23 protein-coding genes and 1 riboswitch are annotated in these 26,250 nt (G+C 35.4%); of the genes, 4 read left to right on the forward strand and 19 right to left on the reverse strand.

From position 1 onward, the window contains the following. Window positions 1–3: 3 nt before the first annotated feature. From EG359_RS21025 to EG359_RS21040, 4 genes are read right to left on the reverse strand one after another with little or no spacing between them, the layout of a single operon-like run. Window positions 4–1,005 (reverse strand): hypothetical protein, encoded by a 1,002-nt coding sequence (locus EG359_RS21025; RefSeq protein WP_076353702.1) that lies wholly within the window; start codon window positions 1,003–1,005, stop codon window positions 4–6. Further along, the gene (locus EG359_RS21030) at window positions 992–3,559 is read right to left on the reverse strand and encodes a M23 family metallopeptidase (protein WP_076353704.1); all 2,568 of its coding nucleotides are present in this window, start codon (window positions 3,557–3,559) and stop codon (window positions 992–994) included. Before EG359_RS21030 ends, EG359_RS21025 begins: the two co-directional genes overlap by 14 nt. 3 nt (window positions 3,560–3,562) lie before the next feature. Then, window positions 3,563–4,411, reverse strand: coding sequence for a DUF4280 and LysM peptidoglycan-binding domain-containing protein (locus EG359_RS21035; protein ID WP_076353706.1), 849 nt, complete (start codon window positions 4,409–4,411; stop codon window positions 3,563–3,565). A gap of 1 nt (window position 4,412) precedes the next feature. Further along, on the reverse strand, window positions 4,413–5,438 hold the full coding sequence (locus EG359_RS21040; RefSeq protein ID WP_076353708.1) for a LysM peptidoglycan-binding domain-containing protein: 1,026 nt from the start codon (window positions 5,436–5,438) through the stop codon (window positions 4,413–4,415). Window positions 5,439–5,676: 238 nt separating this feature from the next. Here EG359_RS21040 and EG359_RS21045 point away from each other — a divergent pair, with 238 nt between their 5' ends. Continuing rightward, window positions 5,677–6,330, forward strand: a complete 654-nt coding sequence (locus EG359_RS21045; protein WP_076353710.1) for a hypothetical protein — start codon at window positions 5,677–5,679, stop codon at window positions 6,328–6,330. A gap of 74 nt (window positions 6,331–6,404) precedes the next feature. Here EG359_RS21045 and EG359_RS21050 read toward each other — a convergent pair whose 3' ends face one another. The 8 genes from EG359_RS21050 to tsaE form a co-directional block, all read right to left on the reverse strand. Further along, a complete protein-coding gene (locus EG359_RS21050) occupies window positions 6,405–6,941 on the reverse strand; it encodes a hypothetical protein (RefSeq protein WP_076353712.1) in 537 nt (178 codons plus the stop codon). Between the two features lie 27 nt (window positions 6,942–6,968). Then, window positions 6,969–7,145: a hypothetical protein gene (locus tag EG359_RS22610; RefSeq protein ID WP_164463029.1), complete on the reverse strand. Its 177-nt coding sequence runs from the start codon at window positions 7,143–7,145 to the stop codon at window positions 6,969–6,971. A 137-nt stretch (window positions 7,146–7,282) separates the two neighbouring features. Continuing rightward, window positions 7,283–9,562: a cation:proton antiporter gene (locus EG359_RS21055; protein ID WP_076353714.1), complete on the reverse strand. Its 2,280-nt coding sequence runs from the start codon at window positions 9,560–9,562 to the stop codon at window positions 7,283–7,285. A 244-nt stretch (window positions 9,563–9,806) separates the two neighbouring features. Beyond that, the gene (locus tag EG359_RS21060) at window positions 9,807–10,517 is read right to left on the reverse strand and encodes a LytR/AlgR family response regulator transcription factor (RefSeq protein WP_076353716.1); all 711 of its coding nucleotides are present in this window, start codon (window positions 10,515–10,517) and stop codon (window positions 9,807–9,809) included. After that, window positions 10,492–11,265, reverse strand: a complete 774-nt coding sequence (locus EG359_RS21065; RefSeq protein ID WP_084180395.1) for a histidine kinase — start codon at window positions 11,263–11,265, stop codon at window positions 10,492–10,494. Before EG359_RS21065 ends, EG359_RS21060 begins: the two co-directional genes overlap by 26 nt. 16 nt (window positions 11,266–11,281) lie before the next feature. After that, window positions 11,282–11,653: a hypothetical protein gene (locus EG359_RS21070; protein WP_076353718.1), complete on the reverse strand. Its 372-nt coding sequence runs from the start codon at window positions 11,651–11,653 to the stop codon at window positions 11,282–11,284. Further along, entirely contained in the window at window positions 11,654–12,844 is a 1,191-nt protein-coding gene (locus tag EG359_RS21075) for an alanine dehydrogenase (protein ID WP_076353720.1), read from the reverse strand. A gap of 68 nt (window positions 12,845–12,912) precedes the next feature. After that, a complete protein-coding gene (tsaE, locus tag EG359_RS21080) occupies window positions 12,913–13,320 on the reverse strand; it encodes a tRNA (adenosine(37)-N6)-threonylcarbamoyltransferase complex ATPase subunit type 1 TsaE (protein ID WP_076353722.1) in 408 nt (135 codons plus the stop codon). A gap of 97 nt (window positions 13,321–13,417) precedes the next feature. Between tsaE and dnaG the strand changes: the two genes are divergently transcribed. Both dnaG and clpP read left to right on the forward strand, forming a co-directional pair. Continuing rightward, on the forward strand, window positions 13,418–15,406 hold the full coding sequence (dnaG, locus tag EG359_RS21085; protein WP_076353724.1) for a DNA primase: 1,989 nt from the start codon (window positions 13,418–13,420) through the stop codon (window positions 15,404–15,406). Window positions 15,407–15,515: 109 nt separating this feature from the next. Next, window positions 15,516–16,202, forward strand: coding sequence for an ATP-dependent Clp endopeptidase proteolytic subunit ClpP (clpP, locus tag EG359_RS21090; RefSeq protein ID WP_034726592.1), 687 nt, complete (start codon window positions 15,516–15,518; stop codon window positions 16,200–16,202). An 89-nt stretch (window positions 16,203–16,291) separates the two neighbouring features. Here clpP and EG359_RS21095 read toward each other — a convergent pair whose 3' ends face one another. Further along, a complete protein-coding gene (locus EG359_RS21095; protein WP_084180396.1) occupies window positions 16,292–17,410 on the reverse strand; it encodes a T9SS type A sorting domain-containing protein in 1,119 nt (372 codons plus the stop codon). Window positions 17,411–17,480: 70 nt separating this feature from the next. Next, window positions 17,481–17,674, reverse strand: a riboswitch (cobalamin riboswitch). 255 nt (window positions 17,675–17,929) lie between these two features. On the opposite strand from EG359_RS21095, the gene EG359_RS21100 reads away from it, so the two are divergent. Beyond that, window positions 17,930–19,195: an esterase-like activity of phytase family protein gene (locus EG359_RS21100; protein WP_076353728.1), complete on the forward strand. Its 1,266-nt coding sequence runs from the start codon at window positions 17,930–17,932 to the stop codon at window positions 19,193–19,195. A 98-nt stretch (window positions 19,196–19,293) separates the two neighbouring features. On the opposite strand, the gene tpiA is transcribed toward EG359_RS21100, so the two are convergent. From tpiA to EG359_RS21130, 6 genes are all read right to left on the reverse strand, one after another. Further along, a complete protein-coding gene (gene tpiA / locus EG359_RS21105) occupies window positions 19,294–20,052 on the reverse strand; it encodes a triose-phosphate isomerase (protein ID WP_076353730.1) in 759 nt (252 codons plus the stop codon). A 147-nt stretch (window positions 20,053–20,199) separates the two neighbouring features. Next, a complete protein-coding gene (locus tag EG359_RS21110) occupies window positions 20,200–21,663 on the reverse strand; it encodes a T9SS type A sorting domain-containing protein (RefSeq protein ID WP_076353732.1) in 1,464 nt (487 codons plus the stop codon). A 291-nt stretch (window positions 21,664–21,954) separates the two neighbouring features. After that, complete coding sequence (locus EG359_RS21115) at window positions 21,955–24,081, reverse strand: S9 family peptidase (RefSeq protein ID WP_076353734.1); 2,127 nt, start codon at window positions 24,079–24,081, stop codon at window positions 21,955–21,957. Between the two features lie 24 nt (window positions 24,082–24,105). Continuing rightward, on the reverse strand, window positions 24,106–24,456 hold the full coding sequence (locus tag EG359_RS21120) for a hypothetical protein (protein ID WP_076353736.1): 351 nt from the start codon (window positions 24,454–24,456) through the stop codon (window positions 24,106–24,108). A gap of 57 nt (window positions 24,457–24,513) precedes the next feature. Beyond that, window positions 24,514–25,623, reverse strand: a complete 1,110-nt coding sequence (locus EG359_RS21125; protein WP_076353738.1) for a BT_3928 family protein — start codon at window positions 25,621–25,623, stop codon at window positions 24,514–24,516. A gap of 2 nt (window positions 25,624–25,625) precedes the next feature. Further along, entirely contained in the window at window positions 25,626–26,192 is a 567-nt protein-coding gene (locus tag EG359_RS21130; RefSeq protein WP_076353740.1) for a DUF1599 domain-containing protein, read from the reverse strand. Window positions 26,193–26,250 lie beyond the last annotated feature (58 nt).

Consider the following 26,250-nt stretch of genomic DNA (forward strand, 5'->3'; position numbering starts at 1 on the left):
AAATTATTTTTTTAGAATTATATTTTTTATGCCATATTTCTTTTCCATATACTCACTCTCAAATAATAACTGACCTTGGTTATATTTTATATTACCGAAATAAAGTAGCTTGTCTGCATCTCCTGTATAACCATTCATCAGTTGTGAATATTTTAGAAATGTTTTCCCATCAACAGTTTTGTCTACTTTAAGCAGGTATTGATTATATAGTTTGCCCATGTTTCCAGATTCTGTATAAATGATAGAATCCTTTTCAATTTTCAATGAAATTCCATAATCATCCAATTGCTCGTTGGTAGCAAAATATTCTCCTGATGGAATTGAGATAAGTTTTTTTATTGAAGAAGTACTCTCTTTAATTTTTTGTATATCAGTTTCAAAAATTTGTGTATTAAGATCATCCTTTTTTTCTTTTTTCAGAAGACATCTTCTTTCTTTTTGATTATTAACTGTTCTAAAAGAAGTATCATTCCCCAGCCCAATAGCCTCGATTTTTTCTTTTGAAAAACCTAAACAATTAGGATCATCAGTACTAATATTTTCCAAATATGTAATTCTATTTTTATCAAAGGAATAAACATTAAAAACAGGGTACTCTTCTGTATATCCTGGTAAAAGTAAAAAGCCTTTATTTATGCCTGAATTATATAGAATTCTAATGTTTTTTTCTGCATCTTCATAAGAACTATCATAATTGAAATTATAAGATATTTGTTGCCAATCAGTAACTATTTTATTATCTAGTTTATACTGTAGATATGTTCTGTCTTCAACAAATTTTAATGTATAACTAATATTTTTAAATGTTAAAACTAAATTTTTTAAGTTTGTACTTTGATAGTCACTTTTTTTATTGAAAGAAATTTCAGAAAATATTATATTTTCTTTTTTAAAGTTTGTGGACAATTCTTTCTTTGTAGTATGGCTTTCTTTACAACTTGATAATGTAAAGAAAATTAAAAGAAATATTGTGGATACTTTTAGAATAATGCTATTTTTTACCATATAAATTTTTAATTCTTGTTTTAGCGGTTTCTTTTTGTAAATTTAATTCATTTTGTGATTGTTCATTAGGTGCTTTAAAGTGAATATAGAACCCTGGATTACATCTATAATTTAATCCCATACCTACTGCATAAATGGTTGTAAATATTTCAAAATGTAAATGAGGAGCACAAGTTCCTTTTTCAACACCGGAAACTCCACTTTTTGCGATAACTTTTCCCGCGCCTACTTCAACACCCTCTTCAACCAAGACTTGTTCTAAATGAGCATAAAATAAGAATATATCTTTTGTTTTATCAAAATTATTACTTTGACTAATTTCCCCATTAGAGGGGTACAGTAGAGAATAATCTCTCCTATGATTAAAAAACGATTCTTTATCAGTTATTTTTATTGTCATAGTATTACCATAGCCAGAATGCCATTTAACTTTATGTACAATTCCTTTTACACATGCATATACACTACTTCCTGGTACGGCAAATAAATCTAATCCTTGATGGTTGCTTCCATTTCGTGTTTTTCCAAATAATCCCCAATGTTCACCACTAGTTCCTTTTCCACCACCCCCACTTTGCATATATAGAGTACAGATTGGGTTATCAACTGGATCATGCCATTTATTTGTTGTTATCGGTTCAGGTTTTGTTTCTTGTGCATTTTGACATGAGAACTTTTGTACCTTGTTTTGTTTACCTTTATCATACCATTTTTTTATATTTTCTGCAATTTCCCAAACGTATGTTTTTCCTTTTTCTTTCGCTTCTTTATGAAAGGTAGGGTTTGCGGCATAACCAGCATTTCTCCAATAGTTAAGATTTTTAATAACCTTTCCATTTTTATAAGAAATTGGTAAACTATCATCAAAAACAATATGATTAGGCTGATTTCCCTTTCCACAATCTACAGGAAATAATACTGCTAAATAGAAATCTGTTAATGTATTTAACTTTCCTTTAACTAATGGTAAGTATAAGTATTTTTCAATGTAGTCTAATTGTTTTATCTGATCCATAGCTAACAATTCTGTTCTTGTGATTTTCAAATCAGTAGCTGCATCTTTTCCTATTTGTAGTAAACCAACATACCCTTCGGTTGTTTCATTTTTCTTCTTTTTAAATGTTCCACATGTTGGATCAAATGTTCCACCTGTTTCATGAGCCATTGCTGCCATAAGATTGTTTGGATCAATAGATGCTCTCTTGCTTATTTCTATCACTTTTTTTCTAAATTCACAACTTACCGCACCTCCCCATATAAGATCTTTATATTGTTCTTGACAAATACAAGTTGTTTTTGGGGCTCCTGGTTTCGGTGTATTCTGCACCCCAGACGGACTCAGTGGATTTTCCACAGTCAGCAACCCTTCCGAATTTACCCCAAACTTCTTAGATTCTGCTGCAAGATCCTTGGAAATAATCTCAATAAAATAGTTTTGTGTTTTTTCATCCGGGTCATTGGGGATAAGAGAGTCAACTCCTTTTTTGAAAATATCTTTTGTAATGACAAAGCCCGTGGTATCACAGAGATCGGCAGGAATTTTAATATTACCACTTCTATATACTTCATCATTGGATCCCATGTCATACTCCCAGATTACATACTGAATATATTTACCCACCATGTTTTTAGAATGAATCCTTACATGTACTTTATTTCCAACAGCTACTTTAGAAAGTTCTTTTCCTGAGCTATCTACAAATACAGCTTCTATAATGTTGCCCTTAGGATCGGGTTGTCTTGGACCTCCTCCTTGGCCTGTAGGAAATTTTGGAGTGTTTGTTTGAGGTTGAGATTTGGGTTGAGTTGGTTGTTGTCCTGTTTTGTGATCAGGATTAGCTACATCTACGTTGGTTTGGCTGGCTCCCATAATTTTCCCAGAGTAGCTTGCCGTAACATAATACTCATGATTAGCCCCTTCATTTTGGTCACCTTTCATGAGGAGCTTATTGGCCATTTGCCTTAATACTCTTTCATCAGACATCAGCGGAATGCCTATTTCTGCAATCCCTTTTTCATTCACTCTTGCTGTATAGGTTCTGGTGTGGCGGTTATTTTTATTGATCGTAGAATTATGTCCTTTTCCAGGGGCATCATCTTCCCAAAGATGAAATTCAATGTCCTTATTGAACATACCAATACAATGAGCCTGCGCAATAAGAGTATCGCGATAACTCGCTTTGTTTACATCTCTTGCTCCTCTGTTGAAAAGGACAACCTTATCTATCTTAGGAACCTTGTTACTGGTAGGGATCAATTTTATACTGCCTGCCAATTGCTTGCTGGAGGGCATTCCTGGTAATATGCCCTGTTTGGTTTCATAGACTTTCATTTCGAATTCTATTCCTAAACCAGGTTCTCCAAATCTGTAGGTTACTTTTTCTCCGGTTTTAGGACTTCCGGTAATATCTTTCCAGGTACCATTCTTTTGCTTCTTGTACAGATACCATTCATATTTGCTTTTTGGACCAAACGAAAGACCAAATGGCTTTATTTCATAGTTGTAAGTTGTTCCCAGCAAAGGATTTTGATTGCCAATTATAATTCCTACCATAATTTAGCTGTAATAAAGTTCGTTCGATTCTTTTATGTCTTCCTTAAATTCACCAAAATCTACAACCGGATTATAAACCTGCTGTTCCTGGGTATTTGCGTTTGCTGCTTGATTTTTACCCACTTCGCTTTGCTGTCCGTGTTTAAGGATGGTGATTTTCCCTCCTGTGGTGCACATGAGTTCAGAAATTTCTGTAAGGCAGCTTTTACCCGCAATCTTTACCTTTTCGTAAGATTTCTGCCATTTTCCTGCGGCAGCATAAGCACATGGAAGATAACCTCCCGAGGTTGGCTTAAGTTTGCATTGACCAAAAGGTTGTGCAGGCGGATCAAATTGTAGGTCTTCTTCTGTTACAGCAAGATAATCAGCTTGGCCCTCAGCATTATTCCAATAATGCTTTTTCTGGCTGGTCACCTTAAATTTTGGGAATTTGAATCCCTGGTTACATTGCACAGTTCCTTTTTGTACAATAAAATACTTTCCATCATGAGGGCCGGAACTGCCGCTGCTTTCCTGTTTATCTTTATTTTCTTCTTTATCCTTGGTTTTATCAGATGCTTTATCATCATTCTGACCCTGTTCGGTAGATTCTTCATTCTGAATTGTACTGTCTGAAGAATTTCTCTCTTCCTGATCAGAAGGACTGTCCATATTTTGAGACTCTGTTTCTTCAGTCATTAATTGAGGGTCTTCCGGAATAAGGATTTTCTTTCCCGGAACAGGCTCCTGCATAACATCTTCCTCTGAACAGTGAAGATTGTGAAAGGTCTTTAACGTGCCCTCATTTTTCAGCTTAAACTGCCGGGCCAGCGAACTGAATGTATCGCCCTTTTGTATGACATAATTTTTCATATTATCCTTGTGTTATTGTGATTTTGTGATGGTGAATCAATTCTTCTTCATGGCTTAAAGATATTGAGCTTTTTACCTGAAGCAGATTTTTATTTTTTGTATGAGTGGTGTATTCTACTATAATATTTCCTGAGGCAATTGCTGTGGGAGATTCTTGAAGTCTGATTCCTCTCATGATCTCCTGCGAACTACATAATTCTATAACTTGGCCTTTTAGAACCGTTAAGACAAGATCATGATCTTTATCTTTTTGCTCAATTTCCATATGGCATTGTACCGGAAAGGAGTTTTGCAAAAAGTAAAATGATTCCTTCCAGCTTGCTTTCTTGTGAAACCAGTCCATTTTGGGAAATAGTGTTTGAAAGAGTAGGGTACTTTGGAGTTGCTGTAGAAAAAACTTTTCATCTGCAATATTCCTTTCAAATAGGTCCAGATACTTCTGGGAAACTTCCCCAATATAGAAGTCTTCAATCTCTTTACGCTCGTCTGCAAAAGCTTTAATGATTTTTTTGTGATCAACAAAACCGTTGATTTTACCAAAGTCACTTAGAGTAAATTCAATAGGCATAATGCTTTTCATGCAAGCTATGGAAAGACCTCCCATTTTATCATCCGGTGGATTTCCGTTTGATTTGAAATCCTTTTGACTGTATGCCAAAATGTAAAGGTTTTTGTCTTTGTCTTTATGAATGTTGAGTTCTATGGTGTAATCTATTGTTACAGGTGCCTCAAATGGACCTTCGATGGTTTCCGAAATAGTATAAGTCTTTGCAAAAAAGTCTTCTGATAATTGGGAAAGTGGTAAGATGTTTTTTCTTTCCTCTTCCTTTTGTTTTTCTGTTTTAAAATCTAAGGGAACAAGAATACTTCTAACCTCATTCAGGTTTTCAAACCAAATGGTATGCATCTTTTCACAATGGGCATTATGGAACAGCTTTAGCTCTTCTCCGGTCATGCCCAACCGTGAAGCTATAGATTTCAGTGTATCTCCGTTGCGAACCTTATATTCTAAAAAATCAATTTCCATCGAAAGTGAATTATAGGATAAAGCTATTAAAAAACTCTACTGGAAATTAATTTTTAAGGTTAAATTTTAAAAATTGTAGTAAAACTACGACAAGTGATTTCCACGGATTTTTAAATAAGAAGATTTATTAATTTTGCAGAAATAGAATATGAAACCGTAGTAAGAGGGTTTCTGATTATTCTAACCATAAAAATCATAAAATAGGTTATAGTTTTTAACTTCACACAAACCAAATGATATGAAAAATAAATATTTAGCGGTACTTTTCATTCTATTGACTGCAATCAGTTTTATATATGCAGAAAACTTACAACATGGTTTTTCGAGCTCTTCTGTTGACAGGATGGGAGATACAATAAGAATCAAGGAAAGTTACAAGGAAAAGGATAGGGATACCAATGAATACCTGAAAGACAGATTGAAACCTATTCAGTATAATTTTAAAAGGATTAATTCCATTACGAATTGGACTTCCATTAAAAAACAAAATATTGAGGGAGAATCGGCTGAGGGAGGAGAAGCAACATATTATTATAAAAATAAACGTCTGGAAAAAATTATGGCCAGACATTATGGAGAAATGGGACAGGTTTTGATAGAATATTATTTGCTTAATGGTAACCTATCCTTTGTTTTTGAGAAAGATTATAAATACAACCGTCCACTTTTCTATGATGTAAAAGCTATGAAAGAAAATAATGATACTGAGGTTTTTGATTTTGAAAAATCAGAAATTATTGAGACCAGAAATTATTTTGAAAAAGGAAATCTGATCCATATTGTCAACAGCCAGGATTGTGGCGCTCCGTTCAGTGGAAGTTATATGTCTGAGGAAGAAAGAAGTATAAAAGAGGATTTTAAGAGACTTTTGAAATTATTACAAGAGAAATAGCCTTATATAATGTAACAATGTAACAATTATTTGTAAACCATTACATTTTTAGATTACTACATTGAAAAAATAGATTATTTATTTTCACGGATGGTGGAAAGCCGTTCTTCAATCTCCTTGATTCTATTGATCCAGTAATTAATTCCCTCCTGATTGGTTACCGTTTCTTTAAAGGCATTATGGCTAACAGCCCATAGCTGAGGTCCATTTTTTTGATACTCAATTTCGCGTTCTCTTTTATTTTCCGGTTCTATGCGGTACCTCCAGAATACCAGAGCACGCATATATTCTGAGCGTATTTTTTCAAGGTAAGTAATAATGGCTTTTCGGTCCTGAGGAATATATCCGGGTCCGGAGCATCCACAGGAGTGAAAGGTAATTCCTACGGTATAAAGATTTCGGATATGTGTCCATTGCTTGTGATCGTTTTTTGCGGGAGATTCAAAATCAAGTCCCATATTAGCCATCAGATTTCCACATTCGGGGCATTTAGCCTCCACAGAGGTTTGTCTACTTTTATCCACGTCGCATAAAGCACGTCGTTTAAATGTTTTCTGGCAGTTGAAACAGGCATAATGAGCTTTGTAAACCATCATGGCATATCGGCACATACTATACTATTTTTGTTTTTGTGGTTATTAATTGTTTTTCTCATCATTATAACAGATTCCCATCAGGCTGCTGCCGGCACCTCTCGGATCATATACAGACCAGATATTTCCCATGGAAATTTGAAGATGCAGTTTGGATAGGGCGTTTTCTTCTTTTGTGTTGAAGCAAATTGAGCCGAATTCCCTTACACAGCCGTCCAGCAAAAGCCACCAGTTTTATGGCGTCCTTTTCACTGTTAATCAGTATGTCAAAAAAAATGAAGCCATAAATATACCCGTTTTTTCTTTACAGACAACGAATAATATTTACAGCTTCATGTAGAAATAGAAATATCTGTGTGTTAGGGATTTGAAATAATTAATGTTGACGGAATATCAGACAACCATAGGCTCTTAGTATCAATCAGGTTTTTCCAGCTTTTGCTGCTGATCAACATTAGGTCTTGGGAGCTTAGGAATTCCTTTTCAATTTTTTTCTCATTGTACAGGGTGATATGATTAGGTGCAACCTGTTCAATACTTCTGATGAGTTCTTTCACCTCAATATTATTACGGATTTGTCCTGCAGCGTCAAGAATAATGATTTGAGAATTGTTATTGTTAATCAACCTCTTGGCGTATTCAAGAAGATAAAAGTCACTTAAATTGAAGATCGGGACAAATACCTTATCTGCTGCTGTGAAATCTTTTTCTACCAAAACACCTACAGGGATATTTGCTTTATCCAGAATTTGTAAGGTAAAATCGTCAAAAGGAGAATTATTGAAGATATTTCCTTTCCCTTTTACCGTATTCAAAAGCTTTTCCGGGTTAATGATCTTAGTAGTGAAACCAAGAAGTCTTCCTAGCAGACTTCCCTCATACATTGATTTACCAAGCATGATCAGGAGAAGATCATAATGCCCTTTGTTGGTGATACTGGTAAGATCATTTTCTATATCAGTTGAGGCTTTAAAAAGGGTAGCAACCTCCAAATTCAGTTCATGAGATGTTTCAATAACATTTTGAAATTGTGATTCTTCATATTCATTAATGTCATAGGCATGCATTTCATCTACCGGAGCAATATTCATCGCCGTAATGCTCTTATTGCCATTCATTTTATTCGTAAAATCGTGGGCAAGTCTTAGAAGGGTACTTCCCGATTCAGGTTTGTCAAAAGATAGCAATACCCGGTACTTGGAGTCATTTTCAGGAATTGCTTCGTCATCGTCTTTTTTAGATTTAAAAATAAAATTAATAAAATCTAATGCGGGACCTGTCATAAAAGTAGTAAACAGAGCCATAATAACAAGCATTGCAAAGATTTCCGGGCCTAATACTCCAAGATCATAACCTATATTTAGTACGATTAATTCCATCAAACCTCGGGTATTCATCAAGGCTCCAATTGTTAAGCTTTCCTTCCAGTTTATTCCTACGAACCTGGCGGTCAATGCACTTCCTGCAAATTTTCCAACAACTGCGGTTAAAATGATAAAACCTGCTGTCATCCATAAATGGCTGTCATTCAATAGGCCAATTTGAGTACGAAGTCCTGTGAAAACAAAGAACAATGGAAGAAGAAGTACCAAGGCCACATCCTCTACCTTGTCGATAAACAAGGTACGGAATTTTGCGTTTTCCGGCATAATAGCTCCTGCCATAAACGCTCCGAATAAAGCATGAATACCAATAACTTCTGTAACATATGATGATAAGATCAGGGTAAGGAAGAAAATGGCAACCATTGGTTTGTTGATGGTATTTTTTCCTGCCTGAAGATCCCCGATTCTTTTCAGGAATGGTCTTACAATTTTAATCATTAAAAGAACGTAGGCAATGGCCATAATGATCACATAAATTGAACTTGTAAAAGAACCTGCTTTTACAATGGCAATTACTGCTGCAAGAATACACCATGCCGTAATATCATCGGCTGCTGCACAGGTAATAACGATGGTTCCAAGCTTGGTTTTCTGAAGATTCCTTTCCTGTACAATCCTTGCCAATACCGGAAAGGCCGTAATACTCATAGAAATAGCTATAAATAAGGCAAAAGAAGTAAACTGAATACCATCCGGCGAAAATTCCCGATAAATAAAGTAGGATAGCCCAATTCCCAGTGCAAAAGGAATAATAATACTGGCATGGCTGATGACAACAGCATCATGTGCTTTTTTTCTTAAAACACTCAAATCCAGCTCCATTCCTACAATATACATAAAGAGAATAAGGCCTATCTGGCTCAAAAACTGTAGGTTACCTAATGATTCTTTTGGGAAAAGAAACGCGGAAAACTCAGGAAAATACATCCCAAGAAGTGATGGCCCCAGAATAATACCGGCAATCATTTCTCCAATTACGCTTGGCTGTCTTATTTTCATACAGATCCAACCAAAAAGCCTCGCTGTAAGGATAATGGTAACAATTTGGGCCAATAATAATGCGAGTGGGTGGTGTAGATTTGTTTTGAATGATTCCTGAAAGTTTTCCCAGGTAGAACCAGTGCTGGTTTTAGCAACAATGTTTTCCTTTATTTCCAAGGTCTGTCCTTCAATGATGAAATAGTACATCAGGCATGAAAAGACGGCTATGGTAGTGATGTAGAAAATTAAATTTCTGTATTTCCCCAAATTCATGATTTCTATAATTTTGACGCAAAGTTGATAAGAATATTTTGAGATTAAAATACCTTATTTTTTAAATGTAATGAATGTTGCAAAAAATGTAATAAAAATATAAGGACTGAAAAGTAATATTTAATATCTGTTGCACTTCATAAAACATATTTCTAATAATATTCTTTTGCTTTGAAACAAGTGAATGAGAAATTTAAGATGTATGCAGGTAAAAAGTATATTTAATTGATAAGAGTTCAGGAAGCTATTTTGTATACAATTCCAAGAGAGCATTTTTATAAGCTTCTCCGATCTGAAGCTTCAGGAAATTATGGTCTTCCGTAGGAATAGTGGTAATGATTTCGTTGGTTGAAAATACTTTGATAGAGGCCAGTGCAATGATCTCCTTTTTGTTAACCTGTGCAAAATCATTGGCTGGAAGCATTTCCAGAAGGTTTTTAAAATTAAGATTCTTTAAAACGATAGTTGTTCCGTCATTGAGAATGATATCTTTATCACGACTGTCTATTTCTGAGGTCTTAATATAGGCAATCTGCTCTGTTAAAATAACTGTTTTACCGATATTGGTATTCCATTCAATAAAGGCTTTCTTCTGAACGGTAGTAATTTGTTCCTTGGCTTTTTCAAAAGCCTGTACCAAACGTTCTTTTTTGATGGGCTTTCGTACATAATCTACAACATTCAGGTCAAATGCCTCAGCTGCGTATTCTTTGTAAGCGGTAGTAAAGATTATTTTTTTGGAACCAGAAATTAGCTCTGCAACCTGAAGCCCCGTCATTCCGGGCATTTCGATGTCCAGTATACAAAGATTACAATGCAGAGAATCAATTTCATTTAGAAATATTTTAGGATCATTGAAAGCTTTTATGACTTCTACGTCATCAATTTGCTCACATAGAAGCTTTAGATAGCTTATGGCTAGTAGTTCATCATCCAGAATAACGCACTTTATCATAAAATTCTCCTAAATTGATTTTTAATTCTGCAGTGAAGATACCGTTTTTTGAACTTCTTTCCAGTTGGTAGTAGGTGCTATAGATCATTTTAAGCCTTTGATCCAAAGACTGACTTCCAAATCCGCTTTTTTCCTTTTCCAGAATATTTTTTAATGAAGCTTTATTACTCACCTTCATCGTAAAAATACCGTTTTCAAGTTCCAGATAAATAGAAATGAAAGAATCCTGGGCCAGAAAATCAGTATGTTTGAAAGCATTTTCAATAAGATCAACAGAAATCAATGGTGCAAAGACTTTTTCTTCATAAACGGAATCCGATTTATTGACCTTAGATTTGATCCTGAAATCAAAAAGGGGATTGATCTTAATTTTATTAATTTCAATAAGGCTTAAGGCAAAATTTAGCTCCTCCTTCGGACTTACATACTTATTATTGCTTTCATATAGAATATAATCCAGAACATTGGCCAGTTTATCCAGAGACATATAAGTCTGGTAGGCATGTGACTGAACAGAATTAAGTATATTTTTAAACAAATGCGGGTTCAGCTTTGTTCCGATATGCTCTAAGCGAACTTCATTAAGGCGTTGCTCAATAATCTTATTGGTTTCGGACAGCTTGGTATTTTTCTGTTTCAGCTTCTGATTTTGGCTGAAAAGATAAATACTGGTCGTTAAAAAAAGGAAAATGGCAAAGACTCCGATGAATATCAGATAATCATGAATCATGTAGTAATTGCCTTCCATAATTTGTTTTTAAAAACTATTTAAGTTTTTTTAAGCTAATAAAACCTGCGTGATCCTCACATTTGTCAAAATGAATTTCGAATCTCGGATTTTTTTCAGGATAGGTGATAACATAATCCGGACATGGTTTCTTTTGTGCATGACTACGGTCAAAATCTACTTTTCCGTTGGTAATTATACTGTCTTTTAAAAACTTTTCATCAATATTATTTAAAATCATTTCATTATGAAATTCTTCTGAATATTGAAATTCTTTAGAAAGGGTTTCGGCAATTACACGGCTGTTGGGTAGATACCCGCTGCAGCTTGCTCCTTTCTTGTTTAAAATAAAAAATACAATAACTAGCCCCGGAATGAAGCCTATTGCATAAAATTTAAGTTTTTTCATTTAGAAAATTAAAAGATTGATATCGTGGTACGTAAGTCCGAAACGGTCACAGATGATCTTTTTTGTATGTCTTCCTTTGTACATATATAAGCTCTGCTTCATTTCATTTTTGCGGATTAGCATGTTTTCAAAGCCGCCTTCTTCATCATAATTTAAAATATAGGAAAGGAAGAAATTTGAGATTGCCTTTGTTGTAGTTCTTGGCATTCTTGATGTAAGGTTCGGAAGTCCGCAGTGGATAACACCGTGCTTGATGATGTAAGGATCTTCCATGGTTGTAAGTTCTGATGTTTCAATCACCTTACCGTTGTCTATGGTAATATCGATAATGACACTTCCTTTTTTCATCTTCATCACCATATCTTCGGTTACGATAGGGGTCATATTTAATCTTGGAAGAGCTCCAATTACTACATCTGCACGTCTTAGGCTTTTGCTAAGCTCCTTAGGATCAATGATGGAAGTGGGAACGCGGCTGTCAACCATTGTGTGAAGCCTTCTCAGCTTCGACAATGAGTTGTCGAATACCTTGATACTTGCTCCCAAGCCGATGGCTGCCTTTGTGGCAAATTCACCTACAATTCCTGCTCCAAGGATTACGACTTCTGCAGGTCTTACACCCGTAATTCCGCCAAGCATTAAACCGTTGGAAAGGGCTAGTAATTCTGAAGCATATAGAACAGAAACGGTTCCTGCAATTTCACCGATTAGTCTTACCAGTGCAAGCTGCTTATATTCATCAACGATAAATTCAAAGGCGATTGCATTTATTTTTTTCTCTGCAAGCTTAAGGAAATATTCTTTATCCCTAAGATTAATTTGAAGGGCTGAAACCAAATAGGTATTAGGTTTCATAAAGTCGATTTCGTCCTCAGTGGGAGGGTTAATCTTTAAGATCAGATCCTGTCCGAATGCTTCCTTCGGATCATTGGTAATCTTAGCCCCAGATTCGGAATATTGTAAATCTGTAAAAAATGAACCTTGTCCGGCCCCCGATTCTACGATGATCTCATGGCCGTGCTCTACCAATACCTGTACTGCGTCCGGAGTAATGCAGGTTCTCCTTTCGTTGAGACAGGTTTCCTTAGGAATTCCAATACTGAATTGTTTTCCTTTCTTTATAACCTCCAATTTTTCCTCTTTCGGCATCAATTCTTCTTCTGTGAAAGGAGTAAAAATGTTTGTGCTCATCCTTAAATTAAATTATGTCTTACAGATTGTTTTTTTACACTTAATTAGTAAGCAAAGATACATAATATTTAATCGAATGAAACTTCTCTGTTTTCACCCGTATTCAGAATACTCATTGTGTGGTAGTTGAGCCCGTAAAGCTCATCTTCATATACTTCCGGCCATTCAATAATGCATAGAAAAGAGTTATCAAGATATTCTTCAATCCCGATATCATAAACTTCTTCAATGTTTTTTAGACGATAAAGATCAAAGTGATATACTTTTCCTTTTGACGTGTTGTATTCATTAACAATAGAATAAGTAGGAGAGTTAACCTCATCTTTACTTCCCAGATTTTTAAGTAAAAATTGAGTGAAAGTGGTTTTTCCCGCTCCCAGATTTCCCTTTAATAACAGGATGTTATGTTTTAATTCAGGAATGATGGTGTCAACAATTTCCTGCCAGTCTTCAATTGTATGGATAGTGAACTGCATATGCTAATTTGTTTGCAAAAATAATCATAAAAATCCTCGGAATATATAAGTGCGTTTATATAATTGTAAGGTTTTTTTTTATGTGTATTTTTGTACCATGATTTCTAAGCAGACCATTGATAAAATATTCTCCACAATCCGCGTTGAAGAGATTGTAGGTGAGTATGTGCAGTTGAAAAGAGCAGGGTCTAACTTTAAAGGACTCAGCCCTTTTCATGAAGAAAAGTCTCCAAGTTTTGTGGTTTCTCCAAGTAAGCAGATCTGGAAGGATTTCTCTACAGGAAAAGGAGGTACAGCGATCTCTTTCCTAATGGAAATTGAAAACTTTACTTATCCTGAGGCACTTCGCCATGCAGCCAAGAAATACGGAATTGAAATTGAAGAAGATCTCCGTGAAATTTCTGAGGAAGCAAAGCATGCACAGACTGAAAAGGATCTATTGTATAAGATCCATGAGGTTGCCAATACCTATTTTCAGGAGATCCTTTGGGATGATGATGAGGGTAGAAGTATAGGTCTTGCTTATTTTAAGGAAAGAGAGCTTAAGGATGATATTATCAAGAAGTTCCAGCTTGGATATTCACCCGAAAAAAAGAATGCCTTTACAACCTATGCTTTAGAAAAAGGATACAATAAGGAGATTCTTGAAAAATCAGGACTTTCCATTTTCCCTGAAAATACACCTGCAGGAGTAGATCGTTTCAGAGAAAGGGTTATTTTCCCGATCCATAGTTTTTCAGGAAGGGTTTTAGGATTTGGAGCAAGGATTCTTAAGAACAATGTTAAGACTGCAAAGTATCTCAATTCACCGGAAACAGAGATTTATCATAAATCCAATGTTCTTTACGGATTAAACCAAAGTAAGCAGGCTATTTCGAGAAAGAATGGCTGTCTTTTGGTAGAAGGATATATGGATGTGATTTCTCTTCATATGTCCGGAATAGAGAACGTGGTAGCCAGTTCCGGAACTTCCCTGACTACAGAGCAAATTAAGTTGATTAAAAGGCTTACAGAAAATGTAACGATCCTTTTTGACGGAGACAATGCCGGTATTAAAGCCAGTTTCCGAAGCATTGATATGTTGCTGACAGAGGGAATGAACATCCGCGTATTGCTATTTCCGGATGGTGATGACCCGGATTCCTTTGCCAGAAAACATCCACAGGAATATGTTGAAAAATACATTGAAAATGAAGCGATGGATTTCATCGACTTTAAGGCTGAAATTCTTCTAAGGGATGTAGGAAGTGATCCTATAAAAAAGGCTGAAGCTATTCGTGATATTGTAAAATCGGTTTCCTTTGTACAGAACGCACTGAAAAGAGAGGTGTATCTTAAGGAGGTTTCCAATAAGTTTGGTCTTTCTGAGCAGAGTCTTTTTAATGAGCTGGATGTTCAGAAACAAATTACTCAGAATCAGACGCATCATGTTCAGCAGCAGCAAAAAGAAAAAGCGGCAGCTCCAAAAATGGAGATTGTTCCGTTGGATAAGGAAAAAGAAGATCCCTTTCTGTTTGATGTCTTGTTTATGGAGAATAAACTGGTAGATCATATGCTGATGTTTGGGGATATTGTATTGAAGAGGAAGAATGAACAAAATGAAGAGTATCAGATTACCGTTATTGAGGAAATTTTGCATCATTTTGAAGAGGAGCAATATACATTTTTAGTTAAAGAAAACGAGATCATTATTAACCAGGTAAGAGAGGGAATTCAGAAAGATGAACTTAGAAGTGGGAACTTTTTTGTATCTTTTATGGATGAAGAGATTACCACCAAGGTGGTGGATGCCTTACTGCCTTTGGATGAACTTGAAAACTGGGCTTCCAGAAACATCTATCCGCCCAATTACGGAGATAAGGTGGCAGATCAGATCAAAGGGGATGTTTTATTGCATAAATACAGGTATATTGATTATTTAATCACAGAAACAGCCAAGGAACTTGATGAATACAGCAGTACGGATGAAACCAAGTATTATGAGCTGATTAAAAAGATTACCTTACTGAAACAGGCTTCCATACGATTAAGCAATATCATCGAATACTCACCGATTAAGGGTATTTATGGGAATAGAAAAAGATAGTTTAAAGACATCAATTTTCAGGATTCTGTGACAAAAAGTCCTATAAAATTTTAGGAATAAATATTGTAATTTAAACTTCGAGAATATTAAAATAATACATAATAGAAATATGGACATTAAAAAAGATTTCAGAGACTTCTCTGTAAAGCATTTAGGAAACAACGGTTTGGTTACCGATCAGTATATGGGTATGTATGGCCCAACGAATCTTACACCGTACATCATGGAGGAAAGAAGATTAAACGTTGCTCAGATGGACGTTTTCTCCCGTTTGATGATGGACAGAATTATCTTCCTGGGAACAGGTATTGATGATCAGGTAGCGAACATCGTTACAGCACAGCTTTTATTCTTGGAAAGTGCTGATCCGTCAAAAGACATTCAGATCTACATCAACTCTCCTGGTGGTAGCGTTTATGCAGGTTTAGGAATTTATGACACTATGCAGATCATTAAGCCTGACGTAGCAACAATCTGTACAGGTATGGCTGCTTCAATGGGAGCTGTATTATTGGTTGCAGGTGAAAAAGGAAAACGTTCTGCTTTAAAGCACTCAAGAGTAATGATTCACCAGCCTTCAGGAGGTGCACAAGGGGTTGCTTCTGATATGGAGATCAACTTGAGAGAGATGCTGAAATTAAAGCAGGAGCTTTATGAGATCATTGGTCACCATTCAGGACAAACTTATGAGTGGGTTGAAAAATCTTCTGATAGAGATTACTGGATGACTTCTGAAGAAGCAAAAGGCTACGGAATGGTAGATGAGGTTCTTCAAAGATCTACTGAGAAAAAATAATTGATTTTAAAAATCATAAAAAAACGTACCTGAAGAGGTACGTTTTTTTGTTATGATAAACCTTGTGTATACAAAGTTCAGAATATTTCTTATTTCTTAACCATCCTATGTATCGTAGAACTGTTCGATGTCTTAATCTCCACCCAATATACGCCTGCATTTAAAGATTTCACATTGATTGTTGCTGCTTGGGAAGTCATTACCTTTTGTCCCGGCGCAGAATAAATATTCACTTCCTTAATGTTTTCTGATGTTTCAATATGAATAAAATCACTTGTCGGATTAGGATAAACACCGAATTTATTTTTCTGTACAGAAGCAACTCCTAATGTTGCATTATTAGCTTCTGTAGGAGTAAATGGTCTCCTTTCTCCAAAACCTAATCCTAGCCAGCTATTATTACTCAATTGTATTTGACTAAGATCTGCTTTTTTCTGCCAGCTCGAAAGATCTTTTCCTGTATATAATTTCCAGTTTTGTGTTCCTGAAGTGTTTCCTGCAAAGGTATTTAATGATAGATTGGAGATTTGATTATTACCTGAAGTGAAATTAAAATAGGAAGCCTGAGACTTAATAAGCTGTAGTGCCTGTTCTGCGGTTATACTTCCGTTATATTTAATTCCAAAAACAAAAGAATTTGCACTGCCATTGGCATTATCGGTTCCAAAGTCTATCACAACAAGGCTTTTGTTATTTCCTGTTCCAATCCAGTTGATGATTTGGGATGAGGTAAACCATTGGGAGCTGTAGGCAGGGACAGGAGTGGATGGCGGAATGTCAACTTGGCCATTATCAGTACCATAGGTAATCCCAAACCAAAGTCCGTCTGTTAAATGAACATAACCGGCCCCATTATTTTCATTAGACATATTTTCTGCACTTGGCCCGAACCAGGGAATCCAGGAATCATCGGTACCCGGAGCATGATGGTTATAGGAGAAGCTGAACAGATATCCTGAAAAAATATCAGCCTGCATTTTAGGCTCTGCTGATATAATGGCATTGATCATGTCTTCTGCCATTAGATTATCGGCGTCAAAACGATACCCCCACGCATAGGATTTTGGAGTGTTATTGTCATTGAAATCGGCAATGAAATAAGCCTTTTTAGAACCCGTTCCTACCCAAAACTTAATGTCGTTTTCTGTGAATTGAGCAAAGAAAAACTGCATACAAAGCAGCAAGAAAAAAAGATAGATTTTTCTCATAATATAATTAAATTAAAGTTTTATTCCCGAAACTTATTACAGAAAAAAGAATCAGATCCTTAGTTCTGTAATTAAAAATGTATTCAAGGCAGGTCTCCTGGCTTACATCCTTATAGCTAACCTTCCCGGATTTTTTGATCCAGTGGTATAATATTGCTATAGGTGAAACGGCTTACAGTTGCGGGTACAGCTCAAGAATTGAATAATATTCTCACTTGATTCCCTATTAATGAACAGTGTTCAACCTTAAATCGCTGCAAATATATCATATAAATTTTTGAAGACGTTTTGTGAATTATGTACGAAATTGTGCTTTTTTTGATGGTTATATATGCTTTGTTGCTTTAGATTTCATGAGTTGATACTTAATTTTAGTTTGTCTTTTGATTTTCGGATCAAACGGTGGGTTTTTATTGTTTATATTGAATTCATTCTTGGGTTTCATTGTTAAAACATAATTATTATTGCATTCAAGATCAGTTTACAATCAATCTATACTTTCGCGCCATAAAAGTTAATATGAAAAAACTACTATTATCTGCTTTGGCAATGACGGCATTATTATCATGTAATAAAGATGATGACAATGTGAATAATCAGGATGTCAATTATTCTAAACTTCCTCAGGAGTTTCCTTTTTCTAAAATGGCAACTATCAATGGGGTAGATGTGATAAATGGTGGCTTTGGCTCAGGTGCTGCGGCTCATCCCAGCAGAAAAGGTGAATTTTACGTGATTACGGATCGTGGCCCGAATACAGATTATCTGAATGGTAAGAAGTTTTTGACACCTAATTTTACCCCAACCATTATGCATTTTAAAATTAATGCTGAAGGAAATGTAGAAGTAATCAAATATATTAAGCTTAAAAATCCATCAGGACAACCTATTACCGGACTTCCAAACCCGGTAGGAATGGGAAGTACAGGTGAAGTGGCTTATGATGCTACAGGAACTGTTCTGGGTACGGATAATTATGGTCTGGATAGTGAAAGTATCGTTGCTGCACCAGATGGCACATTCTGGGTATCTGATGAGTATGGTCCACACATCGTTCATTACAGTGCAGAAGGAGTAGAAATGGAGAGAATAAGTCCAATTGGGGTGAATACAGGAACAAGAAAATTACCTGCAGTTTTGGCGAAAAGAAGAGCCAATAGAGGGATGGAGGGTCTTTGTATGACTCCGGACGGAAGAACATTAGTAGGAACCATACAGTCTATGATGCTGGTACCTACGAAAGCACTGGCAACAAATACCACTTTAACAAGAATCGTGACTTTTGATATTGCTACAGGACAAACCAAGCAATATTTGTACAAGCAGGATGGTGGTGCGTCTGATTCAGTATGTGATATCACGGCTTTAGGCAATAATGAATTTCTTGTCATTGAAAGAGACGGAAACTTCGGAACGCAGGGGGGAGTTAAAAAAGTATACAGAATCAATCTAAGCAATGCATCGGATGTAAACGGGAATGATATCGCTGCTGTAGACGGAATGAAAGTAAATGGTAAGGCCTTGGAGCAATGTAGCTGGGATGAACTTACCAATGCGGGAATTAAACCTGTTACTAAAAAACTGGCCGTAGATTTAGTAGCAAAACTAGGATATGAACATGATAAATTTGAGGGGATTGTTTATTTAGGAAACAATAAACTGGCTGTTTTCAATGATGATGACTTTGGAGTGGTGGATGACGGAAGCGGAAACCCGAAAGCAAAAATCCTTCCTAAAACAGGAAAGGTAGATAAAGGAACTATGTATGTAGTCGATATTCAATAATTAGATTTTTTTAAAAGAAAACGGCGAATTTATTCCGCCGTTTTTTATTTTAGATCAATAAAAGTGAGCTATAGCTCCCAAATATTAGTCTTCTATTATTAATTGAAACCCTCAATAATCTTAGAGAAATCCTCTAATTTCAAAGCTGCACCTCCAATCAGACCTCCGTCAATATCCGGCTGAGAGAAGATTTCCTTAGCATTATCCGGCTTCACAGAACCTCCGTAAAGAATAGAAACTTCATCCGCTACTTCCTGACCGTATTTAGCTGCAATGATGCTTCTGATATGTGCATGAATTTCCTGAGCCTGCTCAGGTGTTGCTGTTTCTCCTGTTCCGATAGCCCAAACCGGTTCGTAAGCAATAACTACTTTTTTGATTTCATCAGCAGAAAGAGTGAAAAGAGCTACTTCAGTTTGGTTTTTAACCACTTCAAGGTGTTGTCCTGCCTTTCTTTGTTCAAGCGTTTCTCCGTTACAATAGATTGGAGTAAGGCCTTTATCTAAAGCTAATTTTACTTTTCTGTTGCAGTGAGAATCTGTTTCACCGTGGTATTGTCTTCTTTCAGAGTGACCGATCAAAGATCCGTTTGCTTCAATAGATTCTAACATATCTGCAGAAATCTCACCAGTGTAAGCTCCGCTTTCATGCTCGCTCATATCCTGAGAGAATACCCCGATTTCATCCTTTTCAAAGATGTCTTTTGCCATCATTAAATATAAAGCCGGTGGAGCGATCCAAACCTCACAGTTGGTTGCATTGTTGTTTTTATAGCTTAGTAACTGAATCATCAATTGTTGTGCATCAATTACATTTTTGTTCATTTTCCAGTTTCCTGCAACTATTTTTCTTCTCATAGTTATAAATATTGATGTTATAAATTTTATTTTAGTGTAAAAATCTGAAATATTATCTTATAAAAAAAATAAAGCAAAAAGATATGGTTCATTTTGCTCTATTTTTATCATTAACTTGTTGGATACCTTTTTCAAAAAAAATATTTTTTATTTTTTTAATAGTTTAGTAATTATTACTTTACCATTTATAAATTTAGTTTTCAAAAAGTAAATTCCTTTTGGTAATTCAGAGATATTGGTATTGTTTTTTTCTATTGTTTTTACCAATTTGCCATCTAAAGTATACATCTGCATTTCGCTAATTTTTTCCTGGGTTTTATAAACAAGTACATCATTTGCCGGATTTTCGAATGTTATGAATGGGGTAGAGTTGACTTCGTTGGTTGATAGCGTAGGGTTAGCTAGTAAATATTTAACAATCCTATAGTCCCCCGATACAATAATATTGTTATCGTTTATTACCATATCATGCATGAAATCCCCATAAACAGGACCTTCTGAATAACTTCCGAAAGCTGAATCAGCTGTACCGTTTTGTAAATGTTTAGAAATAAGCATAGGACTAAAGGCACTATTATTTTCTTCTAAAGCCCAAAGAACATAATAAAAACCATTTTTTTCTTTAATATTTATTATTCTACCTGTATATGGTGTATTTGTGAAAGGATATGAGGGAGGGAGCGGAAATGTAGGACGAATAAAATTAAGTGTATCATCAAATGTTCCATCTGGATTCACTCTGTAAATAGTATTATCTTTTGCGTATATAATCTTATTATTCTCGTCTACTAATAAATCTTCGTACGAGGTGTTAGCGTAATAATTAGAGGGAAGTTGAACTTTACCATTATTTCCAAAACCGGTAAAAGGTTGCCCGTTGGGTGTATATTTTTCGATACTATTAAAACAAATATTGATAATGTTTGATTGCTTATCTACTAATACAGTATTGTATTCTTCATTTAATGCAGTAGTTTGTGAAGTTATTAAGCCATTACTCCCAAAGGAAGTATCTGTACTTCCATCGGCGTTCAGTCTGTAAATAATTTTATTGTAAACGTTGGGTGCAACATTTTGACTACCATACACGAGTATTTTGTTGTTTTGAATAACAAAACCTGAGTGATGACAAGAATCAAAAGCGAAGATCGTTGTAATCGTACCGTTTGTCCCAAATGTAGGGTCTGGTTGCCCATTGGGAAGTAATCTTTTGATAATATATTCGTGAGAGTTGTCATTTTTGCTTATTGTCAATAGTTTTCCGTTGAGTTCTTGTACGTAATCAAAAATAGTGAAAGAAGTTACAGAAGCCAGCTCGCCGTTATTGCCAAAAGAGGTGTCTAAAGTTCCATTACTCGATAATTTTCGAGTAGAAGTTACATCTATTCCACCCGGAAATGTATAACCAGGAAAAGAACTGTAGTATAAGCTTCCATCAGGATGTTGCAGAATTTGCCCGCCCATATTCTGGTAAATACCACCAGTAGGAACATTAATCGGAGTAACGGTATATTCTCCATTGACACCAAAGGAAGGGTCTTTAGAAATAATTTGTGCAAAAAAAGTCTGTATAGGCAATGACAGAAAAAGAGCTAAATTTAATTTTTTCATTTGTGTTTTTTTATAAATTGTTTTTTTTCCGAATGCAAGTTAAAAAAAAGAATTATAAATGCGTAAACAAGGTAAACGTCTTTTAGATAATCAAATCTTCCAGAAGTGTCACATTGTTCGTAATATATCTCGTTTTAAGAAAAGTACACTTAGTAACTGAATCGTAAACTTTTGTGCTTCAGTCATGTTTTTTGTTCATTTTCCAGTTTCCTGCAACTATTTTTCTTCTCATAAGATTTATATTGATTTATTTACTTTTAAATTTTTATTCTAATGAATCTGCTAAACTTATTATTTATTAATTCCCTCTAATTTAAACATGAAAGCATACACCAAGGCAATATCTTTCAGATAATCAAATCTTCCTGATGCACCACCATGGCCATAATCCATGTCTGTTTTCAATAATAATACGTTTTTATCAGTCTTCATATCCCTAAGCTTTGCGACCCATTTCGCAGGCTCAAAATATTGTACCTGAGAATCGTGAAGCCCTGTTGTTACCAATAGATTAGGATAGTTTTTCTTCTCTATATTTTCATAAGGAGAGTAAGATTTCATGTATAAATAAGCATCCTTGTTGTTAGGATTACCCCATTCGTCATATTCATTTGTTGTCAAAGGAATACTTGTGTCAAGCATTGTATTAACTACATCCACGAATGGTACCTGTGAGATCACTCCATTCCAAAGATTAGGACTCATATTAGCTACAGCCCCCATTAGCAGCCCTCCTGCACTTCCTCCCTGAGCATACAAATGTTTAGGAGAAGTATATTTTTCCTTAACTAAATATTCTCCACAATCGATAAAGTCGGTAAATGTATTTTTCTTTTTCATCATTTTTCCGTCTTCATACCATTGTCTTCCCATTTCCTGACCTCCACGGATGTGGGCAATTGCAAAGGCAAAACCTCTGTCTAAAAGACTCAGCCTTGTACTGCTGAAAGCTGCATCCATAGAATTTCCATAGGAACCGTAAGCGTATAATAAAAGTGGATTACTTCCATCTCTTTTAAATCCTTTCTTATACACAATAGAGATAGGAATCTGAGTTCCGTCTTTTGCTGTGGCAAAAAGCCTTTCGGTAGTGTAATTCTCTTTATTATAACCTCCCAGAACTTCCTGTTGTTTCAAAAGAATTCTTTTTCCGGTCTTTAAGTCCTGTTCAAACTGAGAACTTGGGGTAATCATGGAAGTATAACCGAAACGGAAATTATCTGTATTGTATTCCGGATTTCCTGATGGAGAAACAGTATAAGCTGCCTCGTCAAATTTCAGAAACTCCTTTTTACCTGTTTTTCTGTCATAGATCACCAACTGGGAAAGTCCGTTTTGTCTTTCACTGAAAACAAGATAATTCTTAAACTCAGAAATCCCCTGCATCAGAACCTCTTTTCTGTGAGGAATAAAGTCCTTCCAGTTTTCAACGCCCGTTTTGTTTAAAGGCGTTTCTACCACTTTAAAGTTAAGGGCATCCTTATTGGTAGTAATTAAAAATTTATCTTCCAAAGGAGTTACATCGTATAATACATCCTTTATTCTTGGTTGGAAAACCTTAAAAGTTCCGTTAGGATCATTAGCATCCAGATATTGGATCTCAGAAGATGTTGTTGCCTGAGAATAGATCATGATAAATTTCTGATTCTTGGACTTTTCTGCACCTATATAATTGGTTTTGTCCTTTTCTTCATATACCATAGCATCCTTGGAAGAATCTGTTCCCAAAGTATGTCTGTAGATCTTTTCTGTTAAAAGAGTTTCAGGGTTTTTGGAGGTATAAAAGATCGTTTTATTATCATTGGCCCATACTGCAGATCCCGTTGTATTTTTAATACCAAGATCAGTGGTTTTTCCGGTAGATAAGTCCTTTAAAAATAATTTATATTGTCTTCTGGAAACATCATCCACTCCATAAATCATCTTCATATTATCCGGGCTGATACTGAAACCTGAAGCCGCATAATAAGGGTGTCCCTCTGCCAGCTGATCTACATCCAGCAGAATTTCCTCAGGAGCACTAAGGGTTGCTTTCTTTCTGCAGTATTTGAAGTATTGTTTTCCGGTTTCTGTACGGGTATAATAATAATATCCGTTTCTAAAAACCGGCACAGACTCATCTTTTTCCTTGATTCTCGCTTTCATTTCCTGAAAAAGCTTTTCTCTGAAAGGTTCCGTGTCTTTCATCATGCCTTCCCAATAGGTGTTTTCAGCCTTTAAATAATCAACGACCTTGGTAGAGTCTTTTCCTTTTTTAAAATAATCGATCATCCAGTAATAAGGATCATTTACCTTATCACCGTGGATTTCCCTAATATGCTCCTGCTTTTCTGCAACAGGGGCTTTCATGTCCGGAAATTTTTGAGATTGAAATGTTGATGCACTCATTACTAATAATCCTAGATAAATTTTTTTCATGGTTATTGGATTTTGGATCAATGTTTATGATAGTCCCCAAAGATTTTTCAGAAGAATGTAGAACGTATGTTCCTCTTCTGTTACCTTGTTGTCTGCTTTTATTAATGATTTTGCAAACTGAGCAAACTTTACACGCTCATCCTCGGTAGAATCATCAAGAAAACATCTTCCGTGGAATTCAAAGTGATCTTTCCATTCTTCAGGTTGTAAAAGAGCAAGCGTATCAAGCTCATTATCAAGATTCATTCTGAAAGGAAACTCATCTGCTAAATATTGCTGTACAAGCATCCCTTCCTCCGGGGCAAATTCTCCGTCTACAGATGAAAGGATCATTAATAAGTGGTAACCAGCGATAGATTTATTTGATTTTTGCATGTGTTGTTGAAATTTAATGTTGTAGTTGAATGTTTAAATTAGATAGCTCACCATTTGTTATTTAACATAGTCCTTTGCAGGCTGCTTGTCTACAATTTTTCCGTTTTCAAGGATCAGTACAAATGGATTGCTTCTTGCGATAGTTTTGATGGCTGTTCCGTCCATCATTGTATTTTTAATAGTTTTAAAGGTATTCTGATATGTTGAAACCCCATAAATAAGAGCTCCTTTCTGAGTATTTACCTTGGCTTCCACTTTTTGAAGAAGATCTGCAGGAACCTCTTTTGGGAGGTAAGAAAACACTAAGATAGCCTTTGGAGCTTTGATGATCTCCTCAGTAAGTTCCATTCCGGTAGGATCTTCAATCTTGAATTTCACAATCTCAGATTTATATCCCTCTTTTACCAGAACAGATTCATTCTTACCCTCTTCAATTTTCCAAGGAGAATCCTCTGCCCAGTATTTTGTTTCCTTGATATAATCATCCTGATTTACCTTTAAAACTTCTCCTGTCTTTTGATTTTTAAGAGAATAGTAAGTCTTGTATTCGGATGGGTTTTTATTGATTTTTTCTTTCTCACCCTTAATGTCTGTTCCTATTTTGTAATCACGGAAATCAATCATCGGTTCATGCATAATTCCCTGTGCCATAATGTAGATCATCACTAAGGAAAATGCTCCCAGAATATAATATTTGAATTTGCTTGTAGATTCTTTTTTGGTACTGCCATATTCATCCTTTTTGCAGAAATCCTTTCTGTATAATAAAAACAGAAGAATAAGTCCTACAAGAAGCACAATATCTTTCAGAAAGCTTTGCCAAGGCGTAAACTTAATGGCATCTCCAAAGCATCCGCAATCCGTTACAACATTGAAGTAAGCAGAATAGAAAGTAAGGAAGCCAAAGAACACACAAAGTGCTATTAAGGCTGATAAGGTAAATTTAAGCTTTAATTTAATCAGTAACATAAACCCTAAGAAAAGCTCCAGCACAACGACGATAATTGAAAACAGCAACGCAAATTTTTCAAAAAACGGCATATTGAAGACTGCAGGTGAGAAATATTCCTCCATTTTAAAGGAAAATCCTACCAAATCCACAGCTTTTACGAAGCCTGAAAGGATAAAAATAACAGCGATAATAAAGCGTAATAAACCTTTGATCATAATTAAATAGTTTTGGGTTCGAATTGGTTTTGTTGTTCAGAAAACTTAATCAGGCAAAAGACAGCATAGTTCAGCATATCGAAGTAATTGGCATCCAGCCCTTCAGAAACGATGGTTTTTCCCTGATTATCTTCAATCTGTTTGGTTCTTAATACTTTCTGATAAATAAGATCGGTGATTGAGGAAATTCTCATATCTCTCCAAGCCTCACCGTAGTCATGATTTTTTCTTTCCATTAAAGCTTTCGCTTCACCGGCATATTGGTTATAAAGACCTAAAATTTCTTCCTTATTTTCATTAAAATCATTGGAAAGACCTTTTTCAAGCTGAATAAGTCCAATAATAGAGTAGTTGACAATCGCGATAAATTCATCTTCTTCACTTTCATCCACCATTTTTACATCGGTCATTTGCAGCGTACGGATTCTGTTCACTTTTATATAAATCTGATCCGTTATGGAACTCGGTCTCAAAACCCTCCAGGCTGCTCCGTAATCCTGTAACTTTTTACTGAAAAGATCACGACACTGACTGATAATTTTCTCGAATTGTACTGATGTTTTTAGCATAAATTTTCTTAATCTTCCAAATATACGAATTAGGTTTTGTTTATGAAATGAGTTTGAT

The organism is Chryseobacterium joostei (assembly GCF_003815775.1).
In the GTDB taxonomy this organism is placed as follows: Bacteria; Bacteroidota; Bacteroidia; order Flavobacteriales; family Weeksellaceae; genus Chryseobacterium; species Chryseobacterium joostei.